25 protein-coding genes are annotated in these 23824 nt (G+C 59.0%); 7 read left to right on the top strand and 18 right to left on the bottom strand.

Annotated elements, in window-relative coordinates; all coding sequences use genetic code 11:
- Positions 1-244 precede the first annotated feature (244 nt).
- From rlmN to BCM02_RS12035, 6 genes are all read right to left on the bottom strand, one after another.
- Positions 245-1339 (bottom strand): dual-specificity RNA methyltransferase RlmN, encoded by a 1095-nt coding sequence (rlmN, locus tag BCM02_RS12060; protein WP_148929355.1) that lies wholly within the window; start codon positions 1337-1339, stop codon positions 245-247.
- A gap of 691 nt (positions 1340-2030) precedes the next feature.
- Positions 2031-3947, bottom strand: a complete 1917-nt coding sequence (locus tag BCM02_RS12055; protein WP_148929354.1) for a beta-N-acetylhexosaminidase — start codon at positions 3945-3947, stop codon at positions 2031-2033.
- A 214-nt stretch (positions 3948-4161) separates the two neighbouring features.
- Entirely contained in the window at positions 4162-4881 is a 720-nt protein-coding gene (locus BCM02_RS12050; RefSeq protein ID WP_148929353.1) for a GT-D fold domain-containing protein, read from the bottom strand.
- Between the two features lie 157 nt (positions 4882-5038).
- Positions 5039-5899 (bottom strand): KPN_02809 family neutral zinc metallopeptidase, encoded by an 861-nt coding sequence (gene ypfJ, locus BCM02_RS12045; protein ID WP_148929352.1) that lies wholly within the window; start codon positions 5897-5899, stop codon positions 5039-5041.
- Positions 5900-6363: 464 nt separating this feature from the next.
- Positions 6364-7848 carry a DEAD/DEAH box helicase gene (locus BCM02_RS12040; protein WP_148929351.1) on the bottom strand — a complete coding sequence of 495 codons (1485 nt, stop codon included), beginning with the start codon at positions 7846-7848 and terminating at the stop codon, positions 6364-6366.
- A 469-nt stretch (positions 7849-8317) separates the two neighbouring features.
- The gene (locus BCM02_RS12035) at positions 8318-8671 is read right to left on the bottom strand and encodes a nucleotide excision repair endonuclease (RefSeq protein WP_148929350.1); all 354 of its coding nucleotides are present in this window, start codon (positions 8669-8671) and stop codon (positions 8318-8320) included.
- Positions 8672-8926: 255 nt separating this feature from the next.
- On the opposite strand from BCM02_RS12035, the gene BCM02_RS12030 reads away from it, so the two are divergent.
- From BCM02_RS12030 to BCM02_RS36315, 3 genes are all read left to right on the top strand, one after another.
- Entirely contained in the window at positions 8927-10174 is a 1248-nt protein-coding gene (locus BCM02_RS12030) for a GGDEF domain-containing protein (RefSeq protein ID WP_246183343.1), read from the top strand.
- A gap of 250 nt (positions 10175-10424) precedes the next feature.
- A complete protein-coding gene (locus BCM02_RS12025) occupies positions 10425-10712 on the top strand; it encodes a hypothetical protein (protein ID WP_148929348.1) in 288 nt (95 codons plus the stop codon).
- A gap of 130 nt (positions 10713-10842) precedes the next feature.
- Positions 10843-10965 carry a hypothetical protein gene (locus tag BCM02_RS36315; RefSeq protein WP_281288175.1) on the top strand — a complete coding sequence of 41 codons (123 nt, stop codon included), beginning with the start codon at positions 10843-10845 and terminating at the stop codon, positions 10963-10965.
- A gap of 123 nt (positions 10966-11088) precedes the next feature.
- Here the strand turns inward: BCM02_RS36315 and BCM02_RS12020 are convergent, their stop codons facing one another.
- The 4 genes from BCM02_RS12020 to BCM02_RS12005 form a co-directional block, all read right to left on the bottom strand.
- Positions 11089-11454 (bottom strand): hypothetical protein, encoded by a 366-nt coding sequence (locus BCM02_RS12020; protein WP_148929347.1) that lies wholly within the window; start codon positions 11452-11454, stop codon positions 11089-11091.
- A 119-nt stretch (positions 11455-11573) separates the two neighbouring features.
- A complete protein-coding gene (locus tag BCM02_RS12015; RefSeq protein WP_148929346.1) occupies positions 11574-12482 on the bottom strand; it encodes a pyridoxamine 5'-phosphate oxidase family protein in 909 nt (302 codons plus the stop codon).
- A gap of 143 nt (positions 12483-12625) precedes the next feature.
- On the bottom strand, positions 12626-13252 hold the full coding sequence (locus BCM02_RS12010) for a CGNR zinc finger domain-containing protein (RefSeq protein ID WP_148929345.1): 627 nt from the start codon (positions 13250-13252) through the stop codon (positions 12626-12628).
- A gap of 207 nt (positions 13253-13459) precedes the next feature.
- The gene (locus BCM02_RS12005; protein WP_148929344.1) at positions 13460-13972 is read right to left on the bottom strand and encodes a C40 family peptidase; all 513 of its coding nucleotides are present in this window, start codon (positions 13970-13972) and stop codon (positions 13460-13462) included.
- A 347-nt stretch (positions 13973-14319) separates the two neighbouring features.
- Here BCM02_RS12005 and BCM02_RS36475 point away from each other — a divergent pair, with 347 nt between their 5' ends.
- Positions 14320-15342 carry a GrpB family protein gene (locus BCM02_RS36475; protein ID WP_342791304.1) on the top strand — a complete coding sequence of 341 codons (1023 nt, stop codon included), beginning with the start codon at positions 14320-14322 and terminating at the stop codon, positions 15340-15342.
- Positions 15343-15494: 152 nt separating this feature from the next.
- Here BCM02_RS36475 and BCM02_RS11995 read toward each other — a convergent pair whose 3' ends face one another.
- The 3 genes from BCM02_RS11995 to BCM02_RS11985 all read right to left on the bottom strand — a co-directional run bounded on the left by BCM02_RS11995 (position 15495) and on the right by BCM02_RS11985 (position 17802).
- Entirely contained in the window at positions 15495-16394 is a 900-nt protein-coding gene (locus BCM02_RS11995) for a 3-hydroxyacyl-CoA dehydrogenase (RefSeq protein ID WP_148929343.1), read from the bottom strand.
- Between the two features lie 300 nt (positions 16395-16694).
- Positions 16695-17384: a YdeI/OmpD-associated family protein gene (locus tag BCM02_RS11990; RefSeq protein ID WP_148929342.1), complete on the bottom strand. Its 690-nt coding sequence runs from the start codon at positions 17382-17384 to the stop codon at positions 16695-16697.
- A 46-nt stretch (positions 17385-17430) separates the two neighbouring features.
- Positions 17431-17802 carry a winged helix-turn-helix transcriptional regulator gene (locus tag BCM02_RS11985; protein ID WP_148929341.1) on the bottom strand — a complete coding sequence of 124 codons (372 nt, stop codon included), beginning with the start codon at positions 17800-17802 and terminating at the stop codon, positions 17431-17433.
- Between the two features lie 147 nt (positions 17803-17949).
- Here BCM02_RS11985 and hxlA point away from each other — a divergent pair, with 147 nt between their 5' ends.
- A complete protein-coding gene (gene hxlA / locus BCM02_RS11980; protein WP_148929340.1) occupies positions 17950-18582 on the top strand; it encodes a 3-hexulose-6-phosphate synthase in 633 nt (210 codons plus the stop codon).
- A 13-nt stretch (positions 18583-18595) separates the two neighbouring features.
- Complete coding sequence (gene hxlB, locus BCM02_RS11975) at positions 18596-19147, top strand: 6-phospho-3-hexuloisomerase (RefSeq protein WP_148929339.1); 552 nt, start codon at positions 18596-18598, stop codon at positions 19145-19147.
- A gap of 82 nt (positions 19148-19229) precedes the next feature.
- Here hxlB and BCM02_RS11970 read toward each other — a convergent pair whose 3' ends face one another.
- The 4 genes from BCM02_RS11970 to BCM02_RS11955 form a co-directional block, all read right to left on the bottom strand.
- Positions 19230-20003, bottom strand: a complete 774-nt coding sequence (locus BCM02_RS11970) for a TerC family protein (RefSeq protein WP_148929338.1) — start codon at positions 20001-20003, stop codon at positions 19230-19232.
- 143 nt (positions 20004-20146) lie between these two features.
- Positions 20147-20905 carry an AAC(3) family N-acetyltransferase gene (locus tag BCM02_RS11965; protein WP_148929337.1) on the bottom strand — a complete coding sequence of 253 codons (759 nt, stop codon included), beginning with the start codon at positions 20903-20905 and terminating at the stop codon, positions 20147-20149.
- A 223-nt stretch (positions 20906-21128) separates the two neighbouring features.
- A complete protein-coding gene (locus BCM02_RS11960; protein ID WP_148929336.1) occupies positions 21129-21590 on the bottom strand; it encodes a phage tail protein in 462 nt (153 codons plus the stop codon).
- Positions 21591-21771: 181 nt separating this feature from the next.
- Entirely contained in the window at positions 21772-22134 is a 363-nt protein-coding gene (locus BCM02_RS11955; RefSeq protein WP_148929335.1) for a winged helix-turn-helix transcriptional regulator, read from the bottom strand.
- A 165-nt stretch (positions 22135-22299) separates the two neighbouring features.
- On the opposite strand from BCM02_RS11955, the gene BCM02_RS11950 reads away from it, so the two are divergent.
- Complete coding sequence (locus tag BCM02_RS11950) at positions 22300-22809, top strand: dihydrofolate reductase family protein (RefSeq protein ID WP_148929334.1); 510 nt, start codon at positions 22300-22302, stop codon at positions 22807-22809.
- Between the two features lie 88 nt (positions 22810-22897).
- Here the strand turns inward: BCM02_RS11950 and BCM02_RS11945 are convergent, their stop codons facing one another.
- Positions 22898-23764, bottom strand: a complete 867-nt coding sequence (locus tag BCM02_RS11945) for a DMT family transporter (protein WP_148929333.1) — start codon at positions 23762-23764, stop codon at positions 22898-22900.
- Between the last annotated feature and the right edge of the window lie 60 nt (positions 23765-23824).

Below are 23824 nucleotides of genomic sequence, written 5' to 3'. Positions count from 1 at the left end.
AAGGAGCAGGCGCGCTGCGGGGGCGGCGCGCGGGACCTTCGCCGTTCGCTCGGAGCGGCATCTCATGAACGCGGCAGGCAGGCGGCGGGTCAGGACCCCGCGGCCGGATGACAATCAAGCGTAATAGAAGAAGAGCCTTTCACCCCGCTCGGGATGAAAGGCTCTTCGTTATGGGCAAGGGTCGAATTCCGACCGGACCGAGCCGTTGCGGCGGCTAACCCGCTTATGCCGCCGCGTCGCGCGCCTACAGCGCCACGCCCTCCGGCTGGCTGCCGCCCGTCTTCTTGATCTGCTTGCTGCGCAGCTGGCCGCAAGCCGCGTCGATGTCGACGCCGTGCTCGAGCCGGACGCTGACGCTCACGCCCCGCTTCTTCAGCGCGTCGTAGAACGCTCGCACCGACTCCTGCTCCGTCCGCTTGTACTGGCTGTGCTCGTCGACCGGATTGTACGGAATGAGGTTAACGTTGGAGAGCTGCTTCCGCTTGCCCTCGCCGATCAAGTCCGCTAATTCTTGGGCATGCTCCACGCGGTCGTTGATATCCTTGAGCAAAATATACTCCAGCGTTATCCGCCGGTTCGTCCGCTCCAGGTAGTAGTCGATCGCCGGCATCAGCTTCTCGAGCGGAATCGCGCGGTTGATGATCATGATCCGCGTGCGCAGTTCGTTGTTCGGCGCATGGAGCGAGATGGCCAGGTTCGTGCCGAGGTCGGAATCCGCGAACTCCTTGATCTTGTCCGCCAAGCCGCTCGTCGATACCGTAATGTGCCGCGGTCCGATCGCGAGCCCCTTATGGTCCTTCACGACGCGGATGAAATTGGACATGTGCTCGTAATTATCGAACGGCTCGCCGATGCCCATGACGACGATGTGGCTGACGCGCTCGCCTTCCCCGCGTTCGTCGAGGAACAGCTGCGCCTTCATGATCTGTCCGACGATCTCGCCGCTCGTCAGGTCCCGGCTCTTCTTCAGCAGGCCGCTCGCGCAGAAGCTGCAGCCGATGTTGCAGCCGACCTGAGTCGTCACGCAGACAGACAAGCCGAACTTGTGCCGCATAAGCACGGTCTCGATCAGGTTGCCGTCGGCAAGGCGAAGCAGGAACTTGACCGTGCCGTCCGTCGACTGCTGCTTCACGTGCTCCTCCAGCGGCTGCAGCGAATAATGCTCCTCGAGCAGCGCCAGGCACTCCGCCCGCACCTCCGACATGTCCCCGAACGACGTCACGCGCATGCGGTACAGATACTCCCATACCTGATGCGCCCGTCCTTTCTTATGTCCGCGCTCGCCCAGCCAGCCGGTTAATTGCTCTAATGTTAATCCATAAATGGATGGTTTGTTCATGGGAACTCCTCTTTTCGCGTAAAAGCCGAACATGGCGGCCGATCTCTGTATTGTCGCAAAATTCCGGGGGTAAAACAAGAGGAAGCCCCGCCAAGAGCGGCGCCGCCGACGGCGACTATCGGTCTAGGCCAATGTCGTCAGGTTAAGAGAAATTCGTTCGGGTGAAGAATCCGCGGCCTGCGAATGTTGTCGGCTTTCACTCCCTGTTCCATCTCCACACCAGCTCTCCGGCTGCTCTATCTCTTTCCCGACGCGCTTAACCTGACAGCATTGGCAAGGAGGGGGGAGGAAAAAACAACGTTAGCTTTGTCCGCAGGGACAAAAGCGTGCCAACTCGAAGCAATCCGCCGATCGCGAACAAAGGTGCAAGCACGAAAAAGGGTGTCCAGAGGGCGGAGCCTTTTGGTTCCCCTCGGCGGAGGGGAAAGGGGGAGGCGGTAACAAATCTCGGGTCAAAGGGGCAGAGCCCCCTTAACCTGACAGCATTGCGGCGGAGGGGGGCGGGTAAGGAAACTCAACGTCAGCTTTGTCCGCAAGGACAAAAGCGTGCCCACTCAAAACTACCCGCCGTCCACGCTGCCACGCGTCAGCACGAACAGGGTGTCCAGAGGGCGAAGTCCTTTGGTTCCCCTCAGCGGAGGGGGAAGGGGGAGGATAAAAAAAGACCCCCAAACGGGAGTCTCGTTGCCGATCAAAACGGACTGAGCACGTGATAAAAGACGTTCGGCGACGCCATCCGGTAGTACCAGCTGCACCAGCCGATTCCCTTGCCCGGCACGGACTTGTTGACGGCGCTGTAGTACAGGCGTTCCTGCTCCAGCTCCTCGATACGGTCCAGACGGCCCTCGGCGTATTCGACCAACCGGTAGACGGCCGTATCGAGCCGCGCGACCACGCCGCCGTAGCGGATGTCGATGACTTCCCAGCCGAACGGCTTGTAGATGCGCATCCATTGCGCGCGGTGCGCCTGGCGCAGCGCCTGCACGTCCTGCGAGATCGCCGGCAGCACCTCGGCCGCGATCCGCGCGAGTTCCGCCTTGTCGTCCGCGTCGTACGCCCGCTTCAGCGCGATGCCGACCTCGCTCTTGCGCGCCAGCACGGCGCTCAGCCGCTCCGGCACTTCGAAGACGAAGTCGAGCGCGGCGGACGGGTCGCGGCGATCGTGCAGCTTGCGCTCCAACTGCTTGTAGTGGTCGTTCAGCGGCAGCCCTTCGATCTGCTTGTCGAACAGGCCGAGCAGCACGTCCTGGTACAGCAGGAACTTGGACGGATTGCTCTGCTTGACGTTGTTCGGCTCGGCGCCCGGCGTCTCGTCGAGGTACTTCACGTTCAGGAACGTCTCTTCGTCGATGCCGGTACAGAACTTGACCCGCTCGGCCAGCTTCGCCGAATCGACCTCGCCTTCCGTGTAGGCATGCTCGGCGTAGAACTGCAGGCCGAGCAGCGCGATGTACGGGTTGCTCTCCATGCCGTCGTCGCCCCACATCGTCGCGTACACCTCGCGAATGCCTTCGCGCTTGCACACCTGCAGCGCGCTGTCCGTCGCGCCGAGCGACAAGCCGTAGTTGACGCCGAACGTGTTGAATACCCAGACCGCGCCGGCGAACGCGAGGTTGCAGCCGAGCGGGCGGTGCTTGGCGATCAGCTTCTCGTAATCGTCCTGCTCTTGGTGGGCGTAATCCCAATAGACCATGTCGACGTCTTTCGGAATTTTGCGCGCCATTTCCTCCGGGATCTGCGTGTGCTTATCATAGTGCTCCTCGCCGTTAGCCGAAGCGAATTTGAGGAACATGTCGCTCCACATCATCGGCTTCAAGCCGCGGCGGCGCGTGATCTCGAGCACCCGGTCAAGATGGTCGGTCATGATGTCGAGACGGCCGCGGTAGCCGTTCTTATCCAAATATTTGCCCCGGCCCAGCTCCTCCGCCTCGTCCATGCCGATGTTGATCCGGTTGCTGCGGAACGGTGCCGTCGCCGCGACGATCATGTTCTCGATGAGCTGCATCGCCTTGTCGTCCCCGACCAGCAGCGCGCCCTTCGTGTCCTTGTACGTCTTCACGTAGTCCCACTTCAGGAACTCCTCCAGATGGGCCAGCGTCTGAATGCTCGGGAACGCTTCAATCCCGAATTGATCGGCGTAATCGTCGATCTCGCGCAGCTCGGCTTGCGAATAGCGGCCGCGCATGTAGCCGAAGTACGGCTCGCCTTCCAGCTCGTACGTATCCTCCATGTAGAGCATGACCGTATTTAAACCCATGAGCGCCATTTTGCGCAGCAGGAATTGGAAGCTGTCGATGTTCAGCACGCCGTTGCGGGACAGATCGAACATCGGCCCGATCGTATCGAACTGCTGCTTCTCCGTGATCGCGAACTCCGCGCCGCCCGCACCTTTCTGGACGAGCAGGCCAAGCCCCCGGAAGAACTGGTGCTTCGCGCCGTAACGAATGTACGCCCGGCCCTCCGTCAATCCGACCTCCAGATCGCCTTCGGATGGCAGCACGGCCACCGGAATACCGTCCTCGGCTTCCGTAAACGATATTTCTTTCGCCAATTCGAGGATCCCCGCTCTGAACTCCGCGATCGAATCCCCTTCAAAACGCAACTTCACGCTTGCTTCCTCCCCGCTTGGTAAACCGTTCACCGTAGTACGTGCATGACTGCTCTCGAAGCGTATCACACCCCCTGCGGGAAAAATATAGCACTGAGGCTTGATTTTTGATAGAAATGAACGGAGTTTGGGCGGGGCGAAAACAAAGCGAAGCGCGGGGCAAGCAAGCGGCGCGCCCACGCGCAAGTTCGGGGGAGTGACGGAACGCGCGGCGCTAGTACTTGAGCGGCTCGGTATAATCCCAAGCGTCCAAGCCCGCACGGTCCGCCTGAATCGCCGCCTCGCACCCGGAGCCGAAGTCGACGCCGACGGTCCCCAGTTCCTTGGCCTTCACGACCAGCGCTTTGCCCGGCGCGCCGGCGCAGACGAGCGCCAGCTTCCACGGCGCGGCCGCGTAGAGCGCCTCCATCTCGCGCTCCGCGCGGAGCAGCCCGTTCCAGTCGGGGCAATCCACCGTGCCGACGATGCCCGTGAAGCCGTAGCGCCGTTCGAGCACCTCGCGGTACGAGACGGACTTCGCCCCGCACAGGACGATCGGCAGCGCGCGGAACCGTTCGTAGAAGAGCGGGTAACGGGCGATGTACACATTCTCGAACGCGTAGAACGTTTCCTTCGGCGCGACGTCGTAATAAGTCAGGCACATGTCGAAGAGCGGCTTGAAGTACCAATGCTCCGTCTGCGTCAGATGGCCGACGTAATCGGCGGCGCGCAGACAATGCGCAAGCCGCCGTCGCGCCTCGTCGTTGGGCAGCGTCACGCCGCAGTAGGCGGGGTCGCCGATCCAGCCGTAATGCTTGCGCATGAAGTCCATCGTCAATATGGCGCCATGCGCCATCACGGCCGCCGACGCGTCCCCGAAGCGGATGGAAGCATGCGGCTCGCCGCGCGACGCCATGTCGTGCCACCGTTGGATCAAATCGACTGAACTTAGCATCTCCTGCACCTCTCCTCAGCATTGGTTGCTCCATGTTATCCAGCAAGACGGCATTGTAGAACGGGATCGCGCGCAAAAAGAAGCCCAACGCGGCACGGCTCGATCCCGATTGCCCCAATTGGACTCCCTTCTATATATCCGCGCGATATCCGCTCGGTTACGGCTGCTTGACGCCGAACGTATCGCCGCCTTCGATCGTGCCGCTCTCGTAGCCTTTGCGGAACCAGCGCATCCGCTGCTCGGACGTGCCGTGCGTGAAGCTCTCCGGCACCGCGTAGCCCTGCGCCCGCTTCTGGATCGTATCGTCGCCGACCGCGCTCGCCGCCGTAATCGCTTCTTCCAGATCGCCCTGCTCCAGCACGTTCATGTCCTTGGCATGATGCGCCCATACGCCGGCCAAGTAATCCGCTTGCAGCTCGAACCGGACGGAATACTCGTTCGAACGCGGGTCTCCCTTTCCCTTGCCCGTCTGCAGCAGCGTCTGCACGTGGTGTCCGACCTCATGCGCGATGACGTACGCCATGGCAAAGTCGCCGGGCGCCTGGAACTTCTGCCGCAGCTCGTCATAGAAGCTCAGGTCGATGTACAGCTTATGGTCGCCCGGGCAGTAGAACGGCCCGACCGAAGCCCCCGCCGCGCCGCAGGCGGATTGAACGCTGTTCGTATATAGCACGAGCGTCGGCTCTTCGTAATCCAGGCCGCGCTCTTGGAACAGGTCGCTCCACACCTGCTCCGTATCGGCCAGCACGACCGAGACGAATTGCGCGAGCTCCTGCTCCTCCGCGGTCTGGGCGTAAGGCGTCTGGGTTCCCGAGCTGATGGACGAGCCCGTTCCCATGCCGGTCAGCGATCCTAAGACGTCCCCGATATTGCCGCCGCCCATGAGCGTTACCAATAGGACGATGATGACCCCGCCGATGCCAAGACCGCCGCCGATGACGCCGCGTCCGCCGCCCAGTCCCCCCATTCCTCTGCGGTCTTCCACGTTCGAGCTTCCTCTTCTCCCTTTCCACTGCATGGCTCCGTTCCTCCTTTATGGATAAAAGATGGCTCCGCTTTCGATGTGAACTTCCATGGCAGGATCGCTTGTCCTGTCTTTGTTTTTAACCCATGTGCGGAGATTTGAGTTAGGGAGGGAACGGCGAGGCTGGGCTGCGTTCGCTGTTTTTGGTAGTTTCGTTCTTTAGCATCGCTCCTTCTGACTGCCGCGGAGTCGGCGCTGCTCTTCGCCCTGGCGGAGTACAGCCGCGACTATCGGCTCGCCTTTAGCATCATTCCGAACACGCTGCTGCTGTTCTACGGCTTGCTTCGCGTTCAGAGCTCCGCCGTCCGGGCCTGGCATCCGCTGCGCCGGTACGGGAGAACCCGGCGCCCTTCGCCGTCCGCCGCGGCCGAGCAACGATAGAGGCATGACAAAAAGGGACATTCCGCGTGATGGAATGTCCCTTCTTGCTTGTCCGCCCGCTAGACGGACGCGCTCGTCTAGCGCTGACCCGCGCCCGTCGGCGTGCCGCCGCGTTGTCCCCGGCGCTGCCCGTGGCCTCTTGCTCCGCTGCCTTGCGCCTGCGGCTTGCGCTGGCCCTGCGGCTTGTTCGCGCCTCCGCCGGATGGCTGACCGCCGCCCTGACGCTGTTGCTGCGCTTTGCCTTGGCCGCTTGCTCCGCCGCCTTGCGCCTGCGGCTTGCGCTGCCCTTGCGGTTTGTTCGCGCCTCCGCCGGATGGCTGACCGCCGCCCTGGCGCTGCTGCTGCGCTTTGCCTTGGCCGCCCGCTCCGCCCTTGCGGGCGTTCTGCTGCCCCGCGTTCGGCTGCGGCGCGGCTGGCGGGATCTCGCCCGTCATCGGATACGGATGCTCCGCGACGACCGGTACCTTCTTCTTGATCACCTTCTCGATGTCCTTCAGGTACGGAATTTCCTCCGTCTCGCAGAAGGAGATCGCCGTTCCGCTCAGACCCGCGCGGCCCGTACGGCCGATCCGGTGCACGTACGTCTCCGGGATGTTCGGCAGGTTGAAGTTGATGACGTGAGACAGCTCGTCGATGTCGATGCCCCGCGCCGCGATATCGGTTGCCACGAGCACGCGCGTCGCGCCGCTCTTGAAGTTGCTGAGCGCCAGCTGGCGCGCGTTCTGCGACTTGTTGCCGTGAATCGCCTGGGCCGTAATGTTCTGCTTGGACAGCCCGCGAACGACGCGGTCCGCCCCGTGCTTCGTGCGGGTGAACACGAGCGCCGAGACGATCGACTGATCCTCCAGCAGATGGTTGAGCAGATGCGGCTTGTTATCCTTGTCTACGAAATAGACGGATTGCTCGATGCGGTCCACCGTCGACGATGCCGGGGTAATCTCCACCTTCACCGGGTCGATCAGCAGCGTCTTCACCAGCTGCGCGATCTCCGGCGGCATCGTCGCCGAGAAGAACAGCGTCTGGCGCTTGGCCGGCAGCTTCGCGATGACGCGCTTCACGTCGTGGATGAAGCCCATATCCAGCATGCGGTCGGCTTCGTCGAGCACGAACGTCTCGACGTCCTTCAAGTCGACATGCTTCTGGTTGATCAGGTCGATCAGACGGCCCGGCGTGGCGATCAGAATATCGCACCCTTGCGCCAAGTCCCGCTCCTGCGGCCTCTGCGGCACGCCGCCGACGATGACGAGCGCGCGCAGCTCGGTGAACTGGCTGTAGGCTTTGATGTTGTCCATGATCTGGATCGCCAGCTCCCGGGTCGGCGTCAGGATGAGCGCGCGAATGGCCCGCTTGCCGCCTTTGCGGGCTTGTCCGCTTAAGCGGTGAATGATCGGCAGCGAGAACGCGGCCGTCTTGCCCGTCCCCGTCTGGGCGCAGCCAAGCAGGTCTCGGCCCGCGAGCGCGGCCGGGATCGATTGCGCCTGGATCGGCGTCGGCGTCTCGTAGTTCTCTTTGCGCAGCGCCTTTAGAATGGCGGGATTCAATTGTAACGATTCAAATGTCATAAGGTCTCCTATTAGGTTGCTTCTATTTGGATTGGTGCCTGAATGCGAGGTGAATAACGGCTAGTGGTTAAGGATAACACGAATACGGATGAAGCAGAAGAGGGAGCGTGCGGAAATCCATACGGCGACGGGCACGAAGCTGAAGAGGACGGTCGCTCGTCAAGCGATCGTCCCCTCTCCTTTGCCGGCGCGGATCGGCTTAGCTGAATGCTGCATTCCCGATCTTTCGACCGTGAACGCAAACCAATCAGCCTTAGCTGAATGCTGCATTCCCGGTCCTTCGACCGTGAACGCAAACCAATCAGCCTTAGCTGAATGCTGCATTCCCGGTCCTTCGACCGTGAACGCAAACCAATCAGCCTTATTTAGCGCAATGCTGCATTCTCGGTCTTTCGACCGTGAACGCAAACCAATGCGCTTTGAATGCTGCATTCCCGGTCTTTCGACCGTGAACGCAAACCAATCAGCCTTAGTATTCAACCCGGTTCGTGTTGTATTTCGCGTTGTGGCGGTTGGCGATGAACACTTCGTACAGCTCGCGCTCGACCGGATCGCTGACATGGCAGACGGAGATCTTGGCTACCTCGTCGCGATGCTTCTTCATCGGGGATACCGAATCCTCGAAATGCTTCTTGATCCGCTGACGCAGCTTCCGGGCTTTGCCTACGAAGAGCAGCTCGTCCTTCTCGTTGTAGAGCATGAAGATGCCGCCGTGCTCCCGCGTAATGAGGTGGAAGTCGGTAAAACCATAGATATTGCTAAGCTCCGGCGCGTCCTGCTTCGTAATCGTCACGTTCGGCTCCGGGATCGTAATGGTAATCACGTTCGTGTCACGTCCTTTAATCGTATGGGGGCTCTGGCGAGCCGTCTGTCTCTAGTGTACCACCTTTCGGGAAGTTTAGCTTGCATACGTAGCGCCTGGCAGTCGTTTCTTGGTCGACTGGGCGCAGAACGATTGCCGCGAAGGAGGTACATGGCACAAAAGCAAGCAATCCCGCCAAGCGAAGAGAACCGCCCGGCAAGACGTTGACGAAACAAAGGAAATGGGCATAATTAACTACAAAGGAGAATGATAACTGTGACTCAAGCCCGACTTCGCGTCTACATCTTGTCGCTGTTTCTCATCGCAGCCCTCATCGCCGTCTCGACATTCTCCGCGTTCGTCCCCACCCCGTTCACCTTCCGGGTCATGGGCGTGTACTGGCTGTTCTCCTTGCTGTACTACCACTTGCGGGTTAACAGCCGACGGGGCAGCACGAGCATCGAGTACGGCATTAATTATAATTTGTCGCTGATCCTGTTCACGGGCCCGTTCGGTCTGTTTCTATTCGAAGCGGTCTACCGGCTTGCCGGCTATCTATATAAGAAAAAGACGAAAACCGACGAGCCCGATGAAGGCATTCAGTCGTTCTACAACGTCGGTTCCTTCGTCATTCAAGGAACGGCCGCGTATTATGTTTACCAGTGGCTGCTCCCCTGGTTCGACGGCAACCTCGTCGCCTTCTGGCTGCTCGTCTTCCTGCTCATCGCCGTCACGGCGGTATTGTCCGATCTCTTCCTGCTCGGGGTGTTCGGCCTGCTCGGCGATATCCGCACGCGGGCGGACGCGGCGGCGTTCCTGAAGGAGCGCAGCATCCTGGACATGGCCAAGACGTCGTTCTCCAACGGTCTGCTGCTGCTGTTCCTCGAACAGCGAAATTGGACGGCGATCATCGGCCTGTTCGTGCTCAACTATTTGGTCAGCCAATCCTATCTCGTCAAAGCGCAGATCGCGCAGGACAAGCACGAGCGGAACAAATACGAGCATATGGCCTACACCGACTTCCTCACCGGTCTTCACAACCGCGCCTACATGGAGATGAAGATGAAGGAGCTGGAGAAGACGAAGGAGACGATCGGCATCGTCGTGGCGGACATCGACAAGTTCAAGACGATCAACGATACGTACAACCACAGCGTCGGCGACCGGGTCATCCAGCACTTCGCGGCGGCGTTGAAGGAGAAGTCGGGACCCGACGATATTTTGGCGCGCAGCGGGGGCGAGGAATTCACGATGTTCCTGCGCGGCCGAAGCTACGAGACTTGCCTTGCGCTCGTCGAGGAGCTGCGGCGGCAGGTCGAACGCGATACGGTCGAAGCCGAGTTCCGGGACGAGACGAAGCGCATCGCCTATACCGCCTCGTTCGGTCTCTATTTCTTCACGGAGCAGGAGGAAGTACCGATCGAGAAGGGTTACATCTACGCGGATCAGCTGCTGCTCGAATCGAAGCAGCTTGGGCGCAACCGGATCACGGCCAACGCCGGCCAGCAGCGGGAATCTGGATAACGGTCGCATAATCAAAGCGAAATGGCTAGCGCCGTCCATTTGACTTGCGGCGATATGACGAACGACGAAACCTCCGGCTTCTTTCGTGAAGCGCGGAGGTTTGGTTTCATGGACGAATGCCCGGACACGCACGCACGATCCGACGATCTTGCTCTAGCAAATGTGCGAATCTACGAAAGACACTCCCCCGGACCGATTGCGAGATTCGGCATACAATATCCTATCTCTACGGAAAGGAGGTTGATAGGCTATGGCGATTCTCCTTCCCCAACAATTCTTTAATCTGGCTGCAGGCGTCGGCAAATCGTACTATGAGGATCTGACAGGCGGCAAAAACGCGTCGGTTACGGTGCAAAACAACTCGACGTTCGCGGTCGAACTCGTCTTGACGCGCGTGAACGCGCCCGTCATCTCGTACGCGATTCCAGCCGGCAACAGCTTGACGATCGTCGCGCACGGCTTGCTCGTCGCGGCGCTCTTGGCTAACGGCGGCGGCGCCACGTTCGGTTTTATCCAAGTGGCAACGGCGGATATCTAACCGACCTCGCGTCGGCAAGGCAAGACAGCTGTAGAGAAGAAAGCATGCGGCGGTCGAACCTGGATTCGGACGCCGCGTGTCGGCCATTATGCAAGTGTGCGGCTCCCGCTTCGCGCGGGAGTCTTTTTTTTTGCGGGAAAGGAGCGGGACGAAGGCGGATATATGCCCGGCCCCCGGGAGAAGGCTCGCGCAAGCGCCTTCGGCGATGACGGGCCTTCCGGTCACCAAATACGGCAATACGCTGTCGGAATAAAACGCGAAGACGCTTCCCCGGCCGCGCAAGATGCGCGAGCGGCGGAAGCGTCTTTATTGGAGGTGGCGGCCCGTGCCCTTGAACCTGCCCTCTACAGCCGAGCGATTCCGACAGGCTCCGATCCTAGAGTATGATCGGCAGGTAGCCATCCGCGACGTACCGCGCGAACGGAATATGTCCGCCGCTCTTCTCGCTCCCCGTCAGCGCGACGCCCGCCTCCTGCATGTCGTTCTCCACGCCGAAGAATCCGGAACAAGCCTGGCAGCCCCCTTTGATGATGCCAAGCCGCATGACCTGCTTGTAGAGCGCGTGGAACGGATGGTCGGCTTTGTCGAACTCCTGCGGCCACTGCGTGCCCATGCCGTCGAATAGAATGTCGACCTCGAAACCCGCTTCGTGCAGCTCTTGGCCGTATAGCAAACCGTGAACCGCCTTCCCGACATCCTGCTGATTCGCTTGAATAATAAGGACGTATTTGTTCGCTGACATGGCCATTCCTCCTCGTTATCGTGAACATACCGTTAAGCTTGAACCTTCCAACCAGAGCTGCCCGCCATCGGGCTTTACCGCCCCGCACCACCTCCTTGGCGGCCGCTCCCATGCTACTGCTACAGCGACGGATTGGCCGGCGAATAAGCGATCAAATCCCGTCGGAGTCCGTTCCCCCGCTCGGCATGCCATACTTCGTCCAGCTCGAAACGCACCAATCGCTCGGCGCCGGGAAACGACGCGATCTGCTCCTCATCCCATATAATTCGGGAGCGGCCGGTCAACTGGAGGATATGACCGTTCTCGAAATCGATGAACAGGAGCCCCGTGCCCGGGTCGCTGTATATATTGCCGAGCGTGTTTAACATCGAGTTGCCAAAATAATCGGGGAACACGATCGTCCTCTCGTCCACGACGCGAACGAAGCCCGGCAAGCCGCCGCGGTGCGAAGCATCTGCCTTCCCCGCCGCGCTTCGGCTCCCGATGAAGAACGTGTCGGCCTTGGCGATCCACTGCCGCTCGCCATCGTTCAGCCGGGAAGCGCGCGTCCGTCTTGCAGTCAGACTGCCCGCTTCGGGGCACGACGGAGCGGCGCGCTGCTGAATGTATTTCGGGCAATTGCCGTATACCTGCTCCGCCGCCACGACAATCGTGCCGTCCCGCGCAAGCGTGGCCGTCCCGTTGATCCGCAGCCGCAACCGCCTGCCCAAATCGATCGCCAGCAATCCGACGTCCCGATTGGCCGCCAGTCCGGCGGCTAACAGCGGGTCCTGCGCCGGGTCCCACGCCACCGTCAAGCGCTTGTCGTCCTGTACCGCGATAAAACCGGGCGAGCCCGTCAAGCAGGAGACCCATATCCGCTCATCGGCGCCGGCGGCGGCCGCGACCAGGAGCGTCTGCTGCTCCAGGAAAGCGGCAGCCCCCGGCACGAGCGAACCTCGAATGCTTCGCCCGTTCTGCTGCGCGACGATGGAGGCCCCGGCCAATCGCTGCACCGCCAATTCGCCTTCATGATAAGGGTTATCCATGATCGCATCCCCTCTTTTAACGTCTGAATGACCTTATTGGGTATTATATACACTTTTATTTAATGTGTATACACTTATTTTAACAGTTAAAAACGATTGTTTCCGTGGATACGAAAAAGCGAGTCTAAGAAAGCTCCCGCTTTCTAAGACTCGCTTATCGATTGGCTCTGCGCGCGCCGACGCTCCAGGTAAGCCGTCACCTTCATGCGGTTGCCGCATGTTTTGGGACTGCACCAGCGTCTCATGCCGTTCTTGCTGTTATCGTAGAAGTGAAGCACGCATTCCGGATTCTCGCACTTCCGGAGGAGGTGCGGCTCGTTGCGGCTCAGGAACTTCGCCGCCGACTCGGCAATCGGCGCCAGCAGATCCAGCGGACCGCGCACCAGGCGGCGGCGTTCCTCCCGGAACATGCCGTTCTCCTGGTACAGCCGGGTCGCGAAGGCCTGATGGTCCAGCAGGCCGTTGATCGGCGCCAGATGCGTCTCGTTTACCGGTTTGCCCTCCAGCAGGCTCTTCACCACGGCGAGCAGATGGCGGCGCAGTTCGACGGCCGCGCCATGCAAGCGCTCCTTCGCCGCTTCGCCCCACGTCGATGCCGCGGCCTCGGCTTCCTCGGTGAGCAGGCCGGCCCTGCCCATCCATTCCCACAGCGCGTCATAATCGGTCAACAGGTCGAGCGGCTGCCCGCCCGCCATGATATGCGTATTCGTAAAGTCCAGCATCGGCTCATTGCCGATAAACAAAAACGTCGGGGGGATAATTTTCGGCATGGCCCCTTCAACTCCTTTCGAACTTGCCCGTGCGTTCCTTTCGGCGCGGATGCTCGTCACATCTACGTCGTCCAAATCCAGTCTCGATCTATTGCTATACTAGCACATTCTTCGCTGGCTTACCGCTGTTTCAGTCCTTGCACCCGAGTTTCGCGACGGCAAAAAAAGCTATGGCTAGCGCGGCTAGTCATAGCTTTCTCTTTGTGATTACAGCACGCGGCGCGCCGTCGAATAACGCTTCGTGTAATCGCTCAGCTTCGCGATCACGACGCCGTTCACTTTGCTGCCGATCGTATTATGAATGAATTGGCCGTTGCCAATATAGATGCCCACGTGGCTGATCGTCGACGTCCTGCCGTTGTTGAAGAAAATGAGGTCGCCCTTGCGCAGGTTACTCTTCGATACGTATGTCCCCTGCTTCTTCTGGCTCGACGTGCCCCACTTCAGGCTGACGCCGCTCTTGCCGAACACGTATTTCGTAAAGGACGAGCAGTCGAAGATAAGCTGGCTCGGATTGTTCGTGCCGTATACGTAACGTACTTTGCCTTGCAGCGATTTGGCCGTCGCGATAATGCTGTCCGCCTTCGTCGCTTGCGTCGTAGCCGTCGCCGCATGGGCTTGTCCCACGAAAGCGTCGCCTACCAGCCCATTGGCAGACAGAAGAGCAAAGCAACAAGTCGTCGCGAGGATCGTTTTCTTCATCCAGTTGATTGTCGTCATGTTGTGTTACCTCCTGGTGTTGGTTTGGCTGTCCGAGGAGTATCGTAACACGCATTAATCTGGGTGTGGGGATTCTGAAGGCTTTCTAATAAGGGAAAAGCTGCATAACCTGACAACGGCGCGCTTCGCCTTTTGACCTTATGAACAAGACGCAGGCAACCCGAAAGGCGCGAAAAACCTGGCGGAATCGGGCATTCGCTCGGTACGCGTATATCGCGATGTCTTGCCTATAGTTATGCCCTGCGCCGCGGACGCGATTCGCGGGAGGCCATCTATTTCGGGAAGAAGGTTGACCGGGCGCGCATGAAAACGTGTATAATTTTTCCATAACAAAACGAGGAGTGGTTATGATGAACACGGAACGGTTGGATATTCGCATGCGGGATATTTCCGGATCGCGCTTCGAGGAGGTCAAGGCCGAATCGATGCAACTCGACAATGTCAGTCTGGCGCATAGCGGCATTCATAACGCGAATATGAGCGGCATGCGGCTCGACGACGTGAATGCGGCGGGAACGACGATCACGAATGCCAATCTGTCCGGCACCCGCATTCAAGACGCGAACCTCAGCCACGCGACGATCGACCATGTGCACCTGTTCGGGACGGAATTCCGGCGCGTAGTGCTTCCGCAATTAGGCGACGGCAACTACAGCGCCGATGGTTCGTACAAGCCCGTGTCGTTCGAGGATTGCGATCTGTCCGGCGCGCAGTTCAGCGGCTGCGATCTGTCCGGCGTGGACATCCGGGACTGCCGGATCGGCGGGCTTCGGATCAACGGCATTCCGGTGGAGGAGCTGCTGCAGACGGCCGCCGACGAACGATTCCGGCGAAATGTCGAGGTATCCCCGCCGGATGCGAACTGGCCCGCGCGTTATCGGGAGGAAGCCGAGAAACTACGGCGCGTGCTCGGTCCGGAGCTTGCGGCTATCCACCATATCGGGAGCACGTCTATCCCCGGCATGCACGCCAAACCGATCATCGACGTGCTCGTCGAGGTCCGGGATATCGAAGCCGTCGATGCGTACAACGATCAAATGCGGCGACTCGGCTATCAGCCGAAGGGCGAGAACGGCATCCCGCTGCGCCGGTATTTCAACAAAGGCGGCGCCCGGCGGACGCATCACGTCCACGTCTTCCAGGCCGGCAGCGAGCATGTAATTCGCCACTTGGCGTTCCGTGACTATTTAACGGCTCATCCGGATGATGCGAAGCGGTACGCGGACTTGAAAATCGAGCTGGCGAGGCAGTTCCCATCCGATATGCACGCTTATATCGAAGGCAAGGATGCGCTCGCGAAGGAGCTCGAAGCCAAAGCGCTGGACTGGCATGCGGCCGCTGGCGAGCAGGCGGAGAGCGCCGCCGATTAAGCTGCAGATGGCGAAGCAAACAGCAAGCGTTCTTGATCGCAACGACTCCATTAATTAGGGGCTAGCCCGCTCCTTTATGGTGAAAAAGCAGTCTTGCCCGAGAGGCCTTATGCCGCCGTCGAGCAGACTGCTTTTGGTCGTGCCTTTTACTGCTACCCCTTCAGAAAACCCGGCTGCGCATAGGACGGATTCGGGTACTTGTAGAAGCCCTCTCCGGTCGAGCGCCCCAGCTTGCCTTTGTCGATATAGTCGGTCTTGAGCAGGTTCGCCACTTGCTCGTACTCCGGCTTGCCCGTTGCCTTCGCCTTGGCCATGCCGATATTGTACGCCGTCGTGATGCCGACCACGTCCAAAATCGCGAACGGTCCGAGCGGCGCGCCCGTGCCGACCATCCACGTGCGGTCGATCGTCTCGACGTCGGCGATTTCCTTCACGAGCAGCTGCTGGGCCGCCTCGAGCAGCGGGACGAGGAGCGAGTTCAGAATGTAGCCCGGCTGCTCCTTGTGGAGCGGGAGCGCCACCATCCCGATTGCCTTCGCGAAGGCAACGACATCGTCGAACACCGCGCCGTCCGTGCCCGGGTGTCGCATGATCTCCGCGGTGTTGTTCTTCCAGATCTCGTTGGCAAAATGCAGCGCCAGAAATTTCGCCGGTCGGCCGGTGGCCTCCGCGAACTGGCTCGGCAGCAGCGTCGAGGAGTTGGTGGCGAAAATCGTTTTCTCCGGCGCGACTTGGCCCAGTTTCGTATAGAATTCGATCTTGATGTCCACCACTTCCGGTACCGCTTCGACCACGAGATCCGCCTGCTTCACCGCGCCGGCCAGATCGCTGTTATAGGAAATCCGCTCATAGGCCGCGTTCACGGCATCCTCGCTCGCGCCCAGATCGGCCCGGTAGTGCGGCTTTAGGTCGGCAATGCGCTTCTTGGCCTTCTCGAGCACATCGTCGTTAATGTCGTACACCGTCACTTGAAAGCCGTGGAACGCCGTTTGGAACGCGATCTGGCTGCCCAATACGCCGCTGCCGGCGACCGTTACATGTTTGTAATTCATCCTGATGCTCCTCTACGTGGTGATGGATACAGTCAATGTCCCCGCGATGGCTGCAATTCATACGGATCACGGACAAGCGGGCACATTCGCTTCCATGGACTGACTGTATACATGTTCGATGGCGGCCCAACGCGCTCCTTTACAAAATCAGGGGGAAGTTTGACGATACAATGATTTTTGCGCGCGCGGGAGTAACGAAGACACGACGAATAGCGGCCTTCCTTGTCGGGAAGGCCGCTATTTTCGTTCGTTTGCGCTTGCTGTGCGCGAATGCTTGCCGTCGCCGGCTTATCCGCTTGGCTACTCCGCGTCTTGCGTGCGGCTGGCCGCGCTGCGGCGGTACAGATCCGCCGTTTTGAATCCCTGCCCGAGGATGTGCTTCATCTCTTCGCGACGCTTCTTCCGGGTGCCTTCTTGCACGACGCTGTATACGAATCGCGCCCAGTCCTTCTTGTAACCCGGCGTGAGCGATTGATAGAATGCGAGCAGCTCCGGCGTATCCTGCAGGTCCTGCTCGACGCTCGGGATCATCGCAATGTAGTCGTCGACGGACTGGCTTGGCTTGCCGGAGGGCGCCGCGCCGCGCTTCTCGATTTTGAAGCCGACCACCGTGAACACGTCGTTCAGCCCGACCATGCGCGCGAACTTCAAGCTGCTCGTCCCGATGTAGCCGTCTTCGTCCGCGCCCAGCCCCTCGAACAGGCTGTCCCGGTGGATGTAAGTCGGATAGACCTTGTTGCCTTTCTTCGGATAGGCCACGAACAAGTAACCGCCCGGCAATAGCGAATCGCCTGCGATCACCCGAGCGACGAGGCACCGCATCGCCTCCATCTCGAGCGTGAACGCGAAGATCAGATCATACCCGCCCTCGCCGAGCTCCTTATCCGCCTGCTGCAGCCCCGCGAGCAAATCTTCGCCCTCCGGCTGGTTCAGCACGGCGGCTCTGTTGTATTTGGTCAAATTCAATTTCTCGACGATCGTCTTCGACATCGGTGTCGTACGCCTCCTTGGCGGTTCTTGATCGCGTATGAATACTCTAACCTTCTACCGATGACGCGTTATGCAGCTTAATCTCCTGCCCCGACTCCCTTATGTACGCCTTCCCCCACTCGTACATCAGATCCAGGATCGGAATCAAGCTCTCGCCGCGCGGCGTCAACCTATACTCCACCTTCGGCGGCACGACGGGATACACCTTGCGGTCGACGATGCCGTCTTCCTCCAGCTCGCGCAGCTGCGTCGTCAACATACGCTGCGTAATATCGGGAATAAGCGACTTCAGCTGACTGAACCGCTTCGTCCCCTCTTTCCCCAGATGCCACATGATGATCATTTTCCACTTGCCGCCGATGATCGAGAGCGTAAGTTCCTTCTCGCAGTTAAAGACGCGGTCCATATTCCGGGACACGTGCAGCCCTCCCCTATCTCCATGGTATACTTTACGACACTATATAATAAAAATGTGCCTACTTTCAACTTGGATACCGTTTGGCTATACTGAACCTCGCAAGCCAGCCACGCCAAACCCATCCGAATGCAAGGAGGCATTTTCCCTATGAAACTTCAACTCGCGCTTGATTTGGTGAACATTCCGGAGGCCATCGCGGTCGTCGAAGAAGTCCAATCCTATATCGATATCGTCGAGATCGGGACGCCCGTCGTCATTAACGAAGGGCTGCATGCGGTCAAAGCCATCAAGGACGCTTTCCCGTCCCTTCAGGTACTGGCCGATCTGAAAATCATGGATGCCGGCGCGTACGAAGTCATGAAGGCCTCCGAGGCCGGCGCCGACATCATTACGGTTCTGGGCGCAACCGACGATTCCACCATCAAGGGCGCCGTCGAGGAAGCGCGCAAGAACGGCAAACAGATTCTCGTCGACATGATCAACGTGAAGAACCTGGAGCAGCGCGCCCGCGAGATCGACGCGCTCGGCGTGGATTACATCTGCGTCCATACCGGCTATGATCTGCAAGCCGCAGGCGAGAATTCCTTCGAGCAGCTGCGCGTCATCAAGAGCGTCGTGACGCGCGCCAAAACCGCCGTCGCGGGCGGCATCAAGCTGGCGACGCTGCCGGAAGTCATCGCCGCTTCCCCCGACCTGGTCATCGTCGGCGGCGGGATCACCGGCCACGCCAACAAAGCGGGGGCCGCAGCCGAAATGAAACAGCTGATCGCGGCGCGTTAAGAGGACGTCCGCCATGACGAACTATGTCGCGACGATCGTTCGCGAGCTGGAGCGCGCCGCCGAACAGCTGCCGGAAGGCGCCTGCGACCGGCTCGCGGACGCCCTCCTGAAGGCCGATGCCATCTTCGTCGCCGGCGCCGGACGTTCCGGCCTGATGATGAAGGCGTTCGCGATGCGCCTGATGCATCTCGGCCTGCGCGCGCACGTGGTCGGCGAGACCGTGACGCCCGGCATGACATCCGCCGACCTGCTCCTGATCGGCTCCGGCTCCGGCGAGACGAGAAGCTTGCTCGGCATGCTGGAGAAGGCGCAGTCGCTGCAGGCAGCCGTTGCCGGATTGACCATCCAGCCGCATTCTACGCTGGGGTCTCGCGCCGACCTCGTCGTGCTGCTGCCCGGTTCGCCGAAGAACCAATCTTCGGGAGCGGACCTGACCATACAGCCGATGGGCTCCTTGTTCGAGCAGACGCTGCTGCTATTCCTCGACGCCGTCATTTTGCGCATCATGGCCGCGCAGGCGCAAACCTCCGGCACGATGTACGGGAAACACGCGAATTTGGAGTAATCCGCGTCCTTAAATACAAAAAACGGCCACCCGCTAAGAGGTGGCCGCTTGTCCGTCTAAATCTTATTCGAGGCGCCTGCGCCTAAACATCCGTCTGCGCCCGATTCTTGTTCGCCGGGGCGAACCAGCCGGCCAGCGCGATCAACACCAAGACGCTGTAGAAAATGATCGTCCAGACCGTGCCGTGCGGGAAGTGGTGATCCAGCACGCCGATATCTTCATGCGCCAGCGTAATCACCGCCAGCTTCACGCCGACCCAAGCAACGATGGCATAAGCGGTCGTCTCGAGCGCCGGGCGCTCCGCCAGCAATTTGACGAACCACGTCGCCGCGAATTTGATGAGGACGAGTCCCGCGACGCCGCCGAGCACGACGACGATGAACTTGCCGCCGTCCATGCCGCCGAAGTCGTCCAGCGGCGAATCGGGCAGACCGAGCGCCAGCGCGACCGCGGCGAGGATGGAGTCGATCGCGAAGGCAAGGTCCGCCAGCGCGATTTTGCCGACGGTTGGCCAGAACTTTTTGCCCGCCGAATCCTGTTTGATGTCCTCGCGAATATTCTCGTTTTCCTTGCCGAACTTCGCCTTGATAATATGCTTCAGACCGAGGTACAGCAGGTAAGCCGCACCGATCGCCTGGATTTGCCACACGTTGGCAATGAACGAGATCGCGAACAGCGCGCCGAAGCGGAAGACGAACGCCATAATAATCCCGTAGTTAATCGCTTTCTTCTTCTGATCCTCCGGCAAATGCTTCGCGATGACCGCCAGCACAAGCGCATTGTCCGCCGACAGCAACCCTTCCAATCCGATCAATATCAGTAGTGCCCATGCATACTCTAACCAAATGGAATCCAACTTGCATTTCTCCCCTCTGCTACCATGTGATGATTTGTCGTTCCGACGAATGCATATGTACGTAATGTTTTCTTACCCGGCAATGGATATACGTAAAATGTTGCCGGAGGAGTTCACTTTTTTGTCTTATTTGCGAAAGATTATTATGGCAGGGGGTTATTATCCGAGAACAAATCCGGATTGTCCCTGAGCATGTCCGTAATCACGTTCGCCACGGCCGCCGCATCGCAGACCCGGACGACGGCATCGCCGAGCTGCCCCTTCCGCATCGCGCCTTTCTCCTCAAGAACTTCGTCCACTTTCCAAAAGTGCTGATGCCATGACAATCCGCAATGTCTGCGAGAAGGGACGGGAATCTCCGTTCCGTCGGGTAATACCGTGTACAGCAGCTCAGGCTCATCCGTAAGTCTGCCCGGTATGTCCGCCCACTCTTCTACGCCATGTATAAAGGTATTGCGCCGCAGATCAACGCCGACTAACAGGATCGTCGCTCCCCGGTCGAGCAGCTTCCCCCACGCCGAGCCCCTTGCGCAGGGCGTATCGAATCGATGATCGTCGGCGGTAAAAGCGAGCGCATCCCGGCCTAGCGCAGCCACCGAGTGCGTCGGATGCCAGGAACGAACCACGCCCGGACGCTGGCGGAACCGTTCGGACAGAATCCCCACGCAGGATGGCGAACTAGCGACGTGAAATTTCGGATTGTCCGCTTTGATGTAAGACCACGTATGCGTAGGCAGTACAAGGAGTCCCTCCCGCATATGCGCCGTTAACGCATCCAGGACGGTATCCGCCCCGCCTTCAACCGGCCCTATGCTTTTCATCGACGAATGCATCAACAACGTTCCTTTGCCGGCAATGCCCAACTGCTCGATTTGTTTCATCAAACTCTCTTTCGTATGCATCCTTTTCTCCCTTCGCGCTTTCGGTAACCGCAAATGTTGGCACTTGTTGTCGACAAGTGAGCTTGGGACCATTTTCGCCTAAATGTTGCCGACAAGCAACAGGTGCCGACGGACATGTTTAACTTGCGTCCGGTTCGTCAACGCGAAGAAGCCGCCCCTTCGGGACGGCTGCATGACTTCCGTGACTGGCCCTTATATAAATCTTCGATCGCGCTTGCCTTGCTTAATACTCGCCTTTGATGACAAAAAACGAGCCCCGAATCGTTCCGGCTAGCTTGGACTTCTGCCGGGCAAACTTGAACTTCCCTTCTAACTCCTCTGGTATCTCCATCCCCTCGGAAAGCTTAAAACCAATGGCCCGCTTCTTCGCGTCGTCAACCGTATACATGACGTTGACCGCAAGTCCATCCTCATAAAAGACGAAGGCAAATTTGATATTCTCCACTTGAAACCGCGACGTTTCCAAAGGGGGGGCCGCAAACGCAATATCGCGTTCTTTCAAAACCCGATTCACATAATCAAGAGTCTCCTGGCTTTCGCTAGCTGGCACGGTCGTAAATTCATGCTTGTATTTGTTCATAAAATAACGGGCTTCATTCGCGCGTAAGCCGGCAAGCGCTTCTGCTACGGGCGACGACTCCAACCCAACCGTAGACACGTTTTTAAAATCGACGATATAGGACATCTCCAACTCCCCTTTTAAGTTACGGCAGCCCGTTCCTCAATCTTGAGATATCGAACGACGCTATATTTCGGCAGCACCGCCATCCTCGATTGGCGGCTCCTAGCTCGATACCCCATGATCATTATTCCTTAATTGCCTTGCGAGATGCAATTGGCCGAAACAACCGTTTATCTGCCTTCATTCACGTCGCCTGCTGGGACCCGGAACCCGCATCGTTCGTCTCTCCTCGCAAATGTCCGCCGTGCGCTTGCGTCCACGCCCACATGGCGGCGAAAATCGGCTGCAGCCCCTGACCGGCTTCCGTAAGGTCGTACTCGACATGAAGCGGAACGCCCGGAAAAATCGTACGGGTCACGATTCCCTTCTCCTCTAACAGCCTCAAGCGGTCCGTCAACGTCTTCGGGCTAATGGGATGAAGCTTGCGGCGCAATTCCCCGAAACGGCGATTGCCGTTAAACAGCTCGAACAAGAGAAGAAGCATCCACTTGCCATCGAGGATCTCCAGGATCGGCTCGACGGTACCGGGGCAGGATCGATCCATCATCACGACCACTCCATCGTTCATTTTTTGTAACTATTGCACTTAAATGTAACTACTTTTCAAAAGTACCATACTGGATTTACCATGTAAACCAGAGCACGCAATCGCGGCTCGGGTAGCGGCATCCATTCGAAGAGTAGCGAATCGAACACGAGGAGGAGTTATGAGATGAAAACGATCCTTTGGGCAACGATGACCGCCAACGGCAACTATGCGCAATCCAGCCCCGACAACCCGCCGAAGAAAGAAGCGTGGGCGGACTTCGTAACACACGCTTCGGCGGCGGGAAACTTTATTGTCGGGCGGCGGACCTTCGAGGCTATGCGCGGCGGCGGCGGACCGGGGCCATTCGGCGAAGTCGACATTGTCGTCGTTTCCAAGCACGCTGCGGACATCCCCGGCGTGAAGATTGTCAGATCGCCTCAAGAGGCGTTGGCCTACCTGCGGCAGAAAGGCCATCGAACCGCGCTCATTAGCGGCGGCGCGGACGTCCACAATTCGTTTCTCGGCCAAGGGCTTGTAGACGAAGTGATTTTCAATGTAGCGCCCGTAATGGAGGGGAAAGGGTTAAACCTATTGATCGACCAGGATCACTACCGCTTTAAGCATGTGGAGCTGCTAGGCTGCAGGCCCCTTGGCGGCGGCGTCGTTCAACTGCATTATGCGATTGCACGATAGCCGGGTGATTCGAATAAGCGCAATTACACAGGCACCCAAGCGGGTGCCTTTAATCGCGGCATACCTATTAACCTGCCCATGGGATCTGCTAGTTCTTGGTCACGCGGCTCGTCCAATTGACCAGGAATATCCCGACGAAAATCAATAGCCCGCCCGCATACGCGTACCAGCGGATCACCTCTCCCAGAATAAGCCATCCGGATAGCGCGCCGAAGAACGGAGCCAAGAATAGAAACGCGCTCGTTCTTCCGGGGTCGCCTTTGGCAAGCAAGTAGTACCACGTCGCAAATTGGACGATGGAGCCTAGGATCGCCAAATACAAGATGACCCCCAGCGATGTCCAATTCAAATCCAGCCGCGGCGTTTCCATGCTGCATGCGAGGACCAGCAGCAGCAAGCCTCCGAATAGCATCTGATAGGCGGTTAAGACCCAACGATCGAATCCGCTCCCCCACTTCTTGACCAGCAAGGTCGCGATGGCCCATGCGATGGCCGATCCAAGTCCAAGCAGCGTACCCGTCGATAATTGCATATGCGACCCTAGCGTAACGACAACGCCCGCGAATCCGACAACAACGCCCGCCCATTGATGGAACCGATATTGGAGCCGCATGAATAGAACGCCTAACACGACGACGAACAGCGGATTCATGAACGTTAAGATGGATGTCTCTCCGGCTGGAATCGACCGCATGCTTAAGAATATGCATCCCATAACCGCTGTCGTCTGGCACGCTCCGACGAGCAGCAGCTTGGTCCAATCCCTCAGATTGTCTGGCAAACGCCGTCTTTGCAACCGGACCGCAAGCGCCATGATTCCCCCTGCCAGCGCAAATCGAATTCCTACCAACAGTAAGGGCGATACATAAGAAAGGCCGACTTTGCCGACCGCAAAAGATGACCCCATTAGCGAAGTGGCAAGCAGCACAAGGAGTACGAACAGCGAACGATTCATAGATGCGACCTCTTTCGTGGATTGATGCTTTTATGCTACCATGTACATATTTCGATGGCG

Origin of the sequence: Paenibacillus methanolicus, from assembly GCF_008124765.1 — a bacterium.
Taxonomy (GTDB): domain Bacteria; phylum Bacillota; class Bacilli; order Paenibacillales; family Paenibacillaceae; genus Paenibacillus_Z; species Paenibacillus_Z methanolicus.
This window is presented reverse-complemented; position numbering and strand designations above follow the sequence as displayed.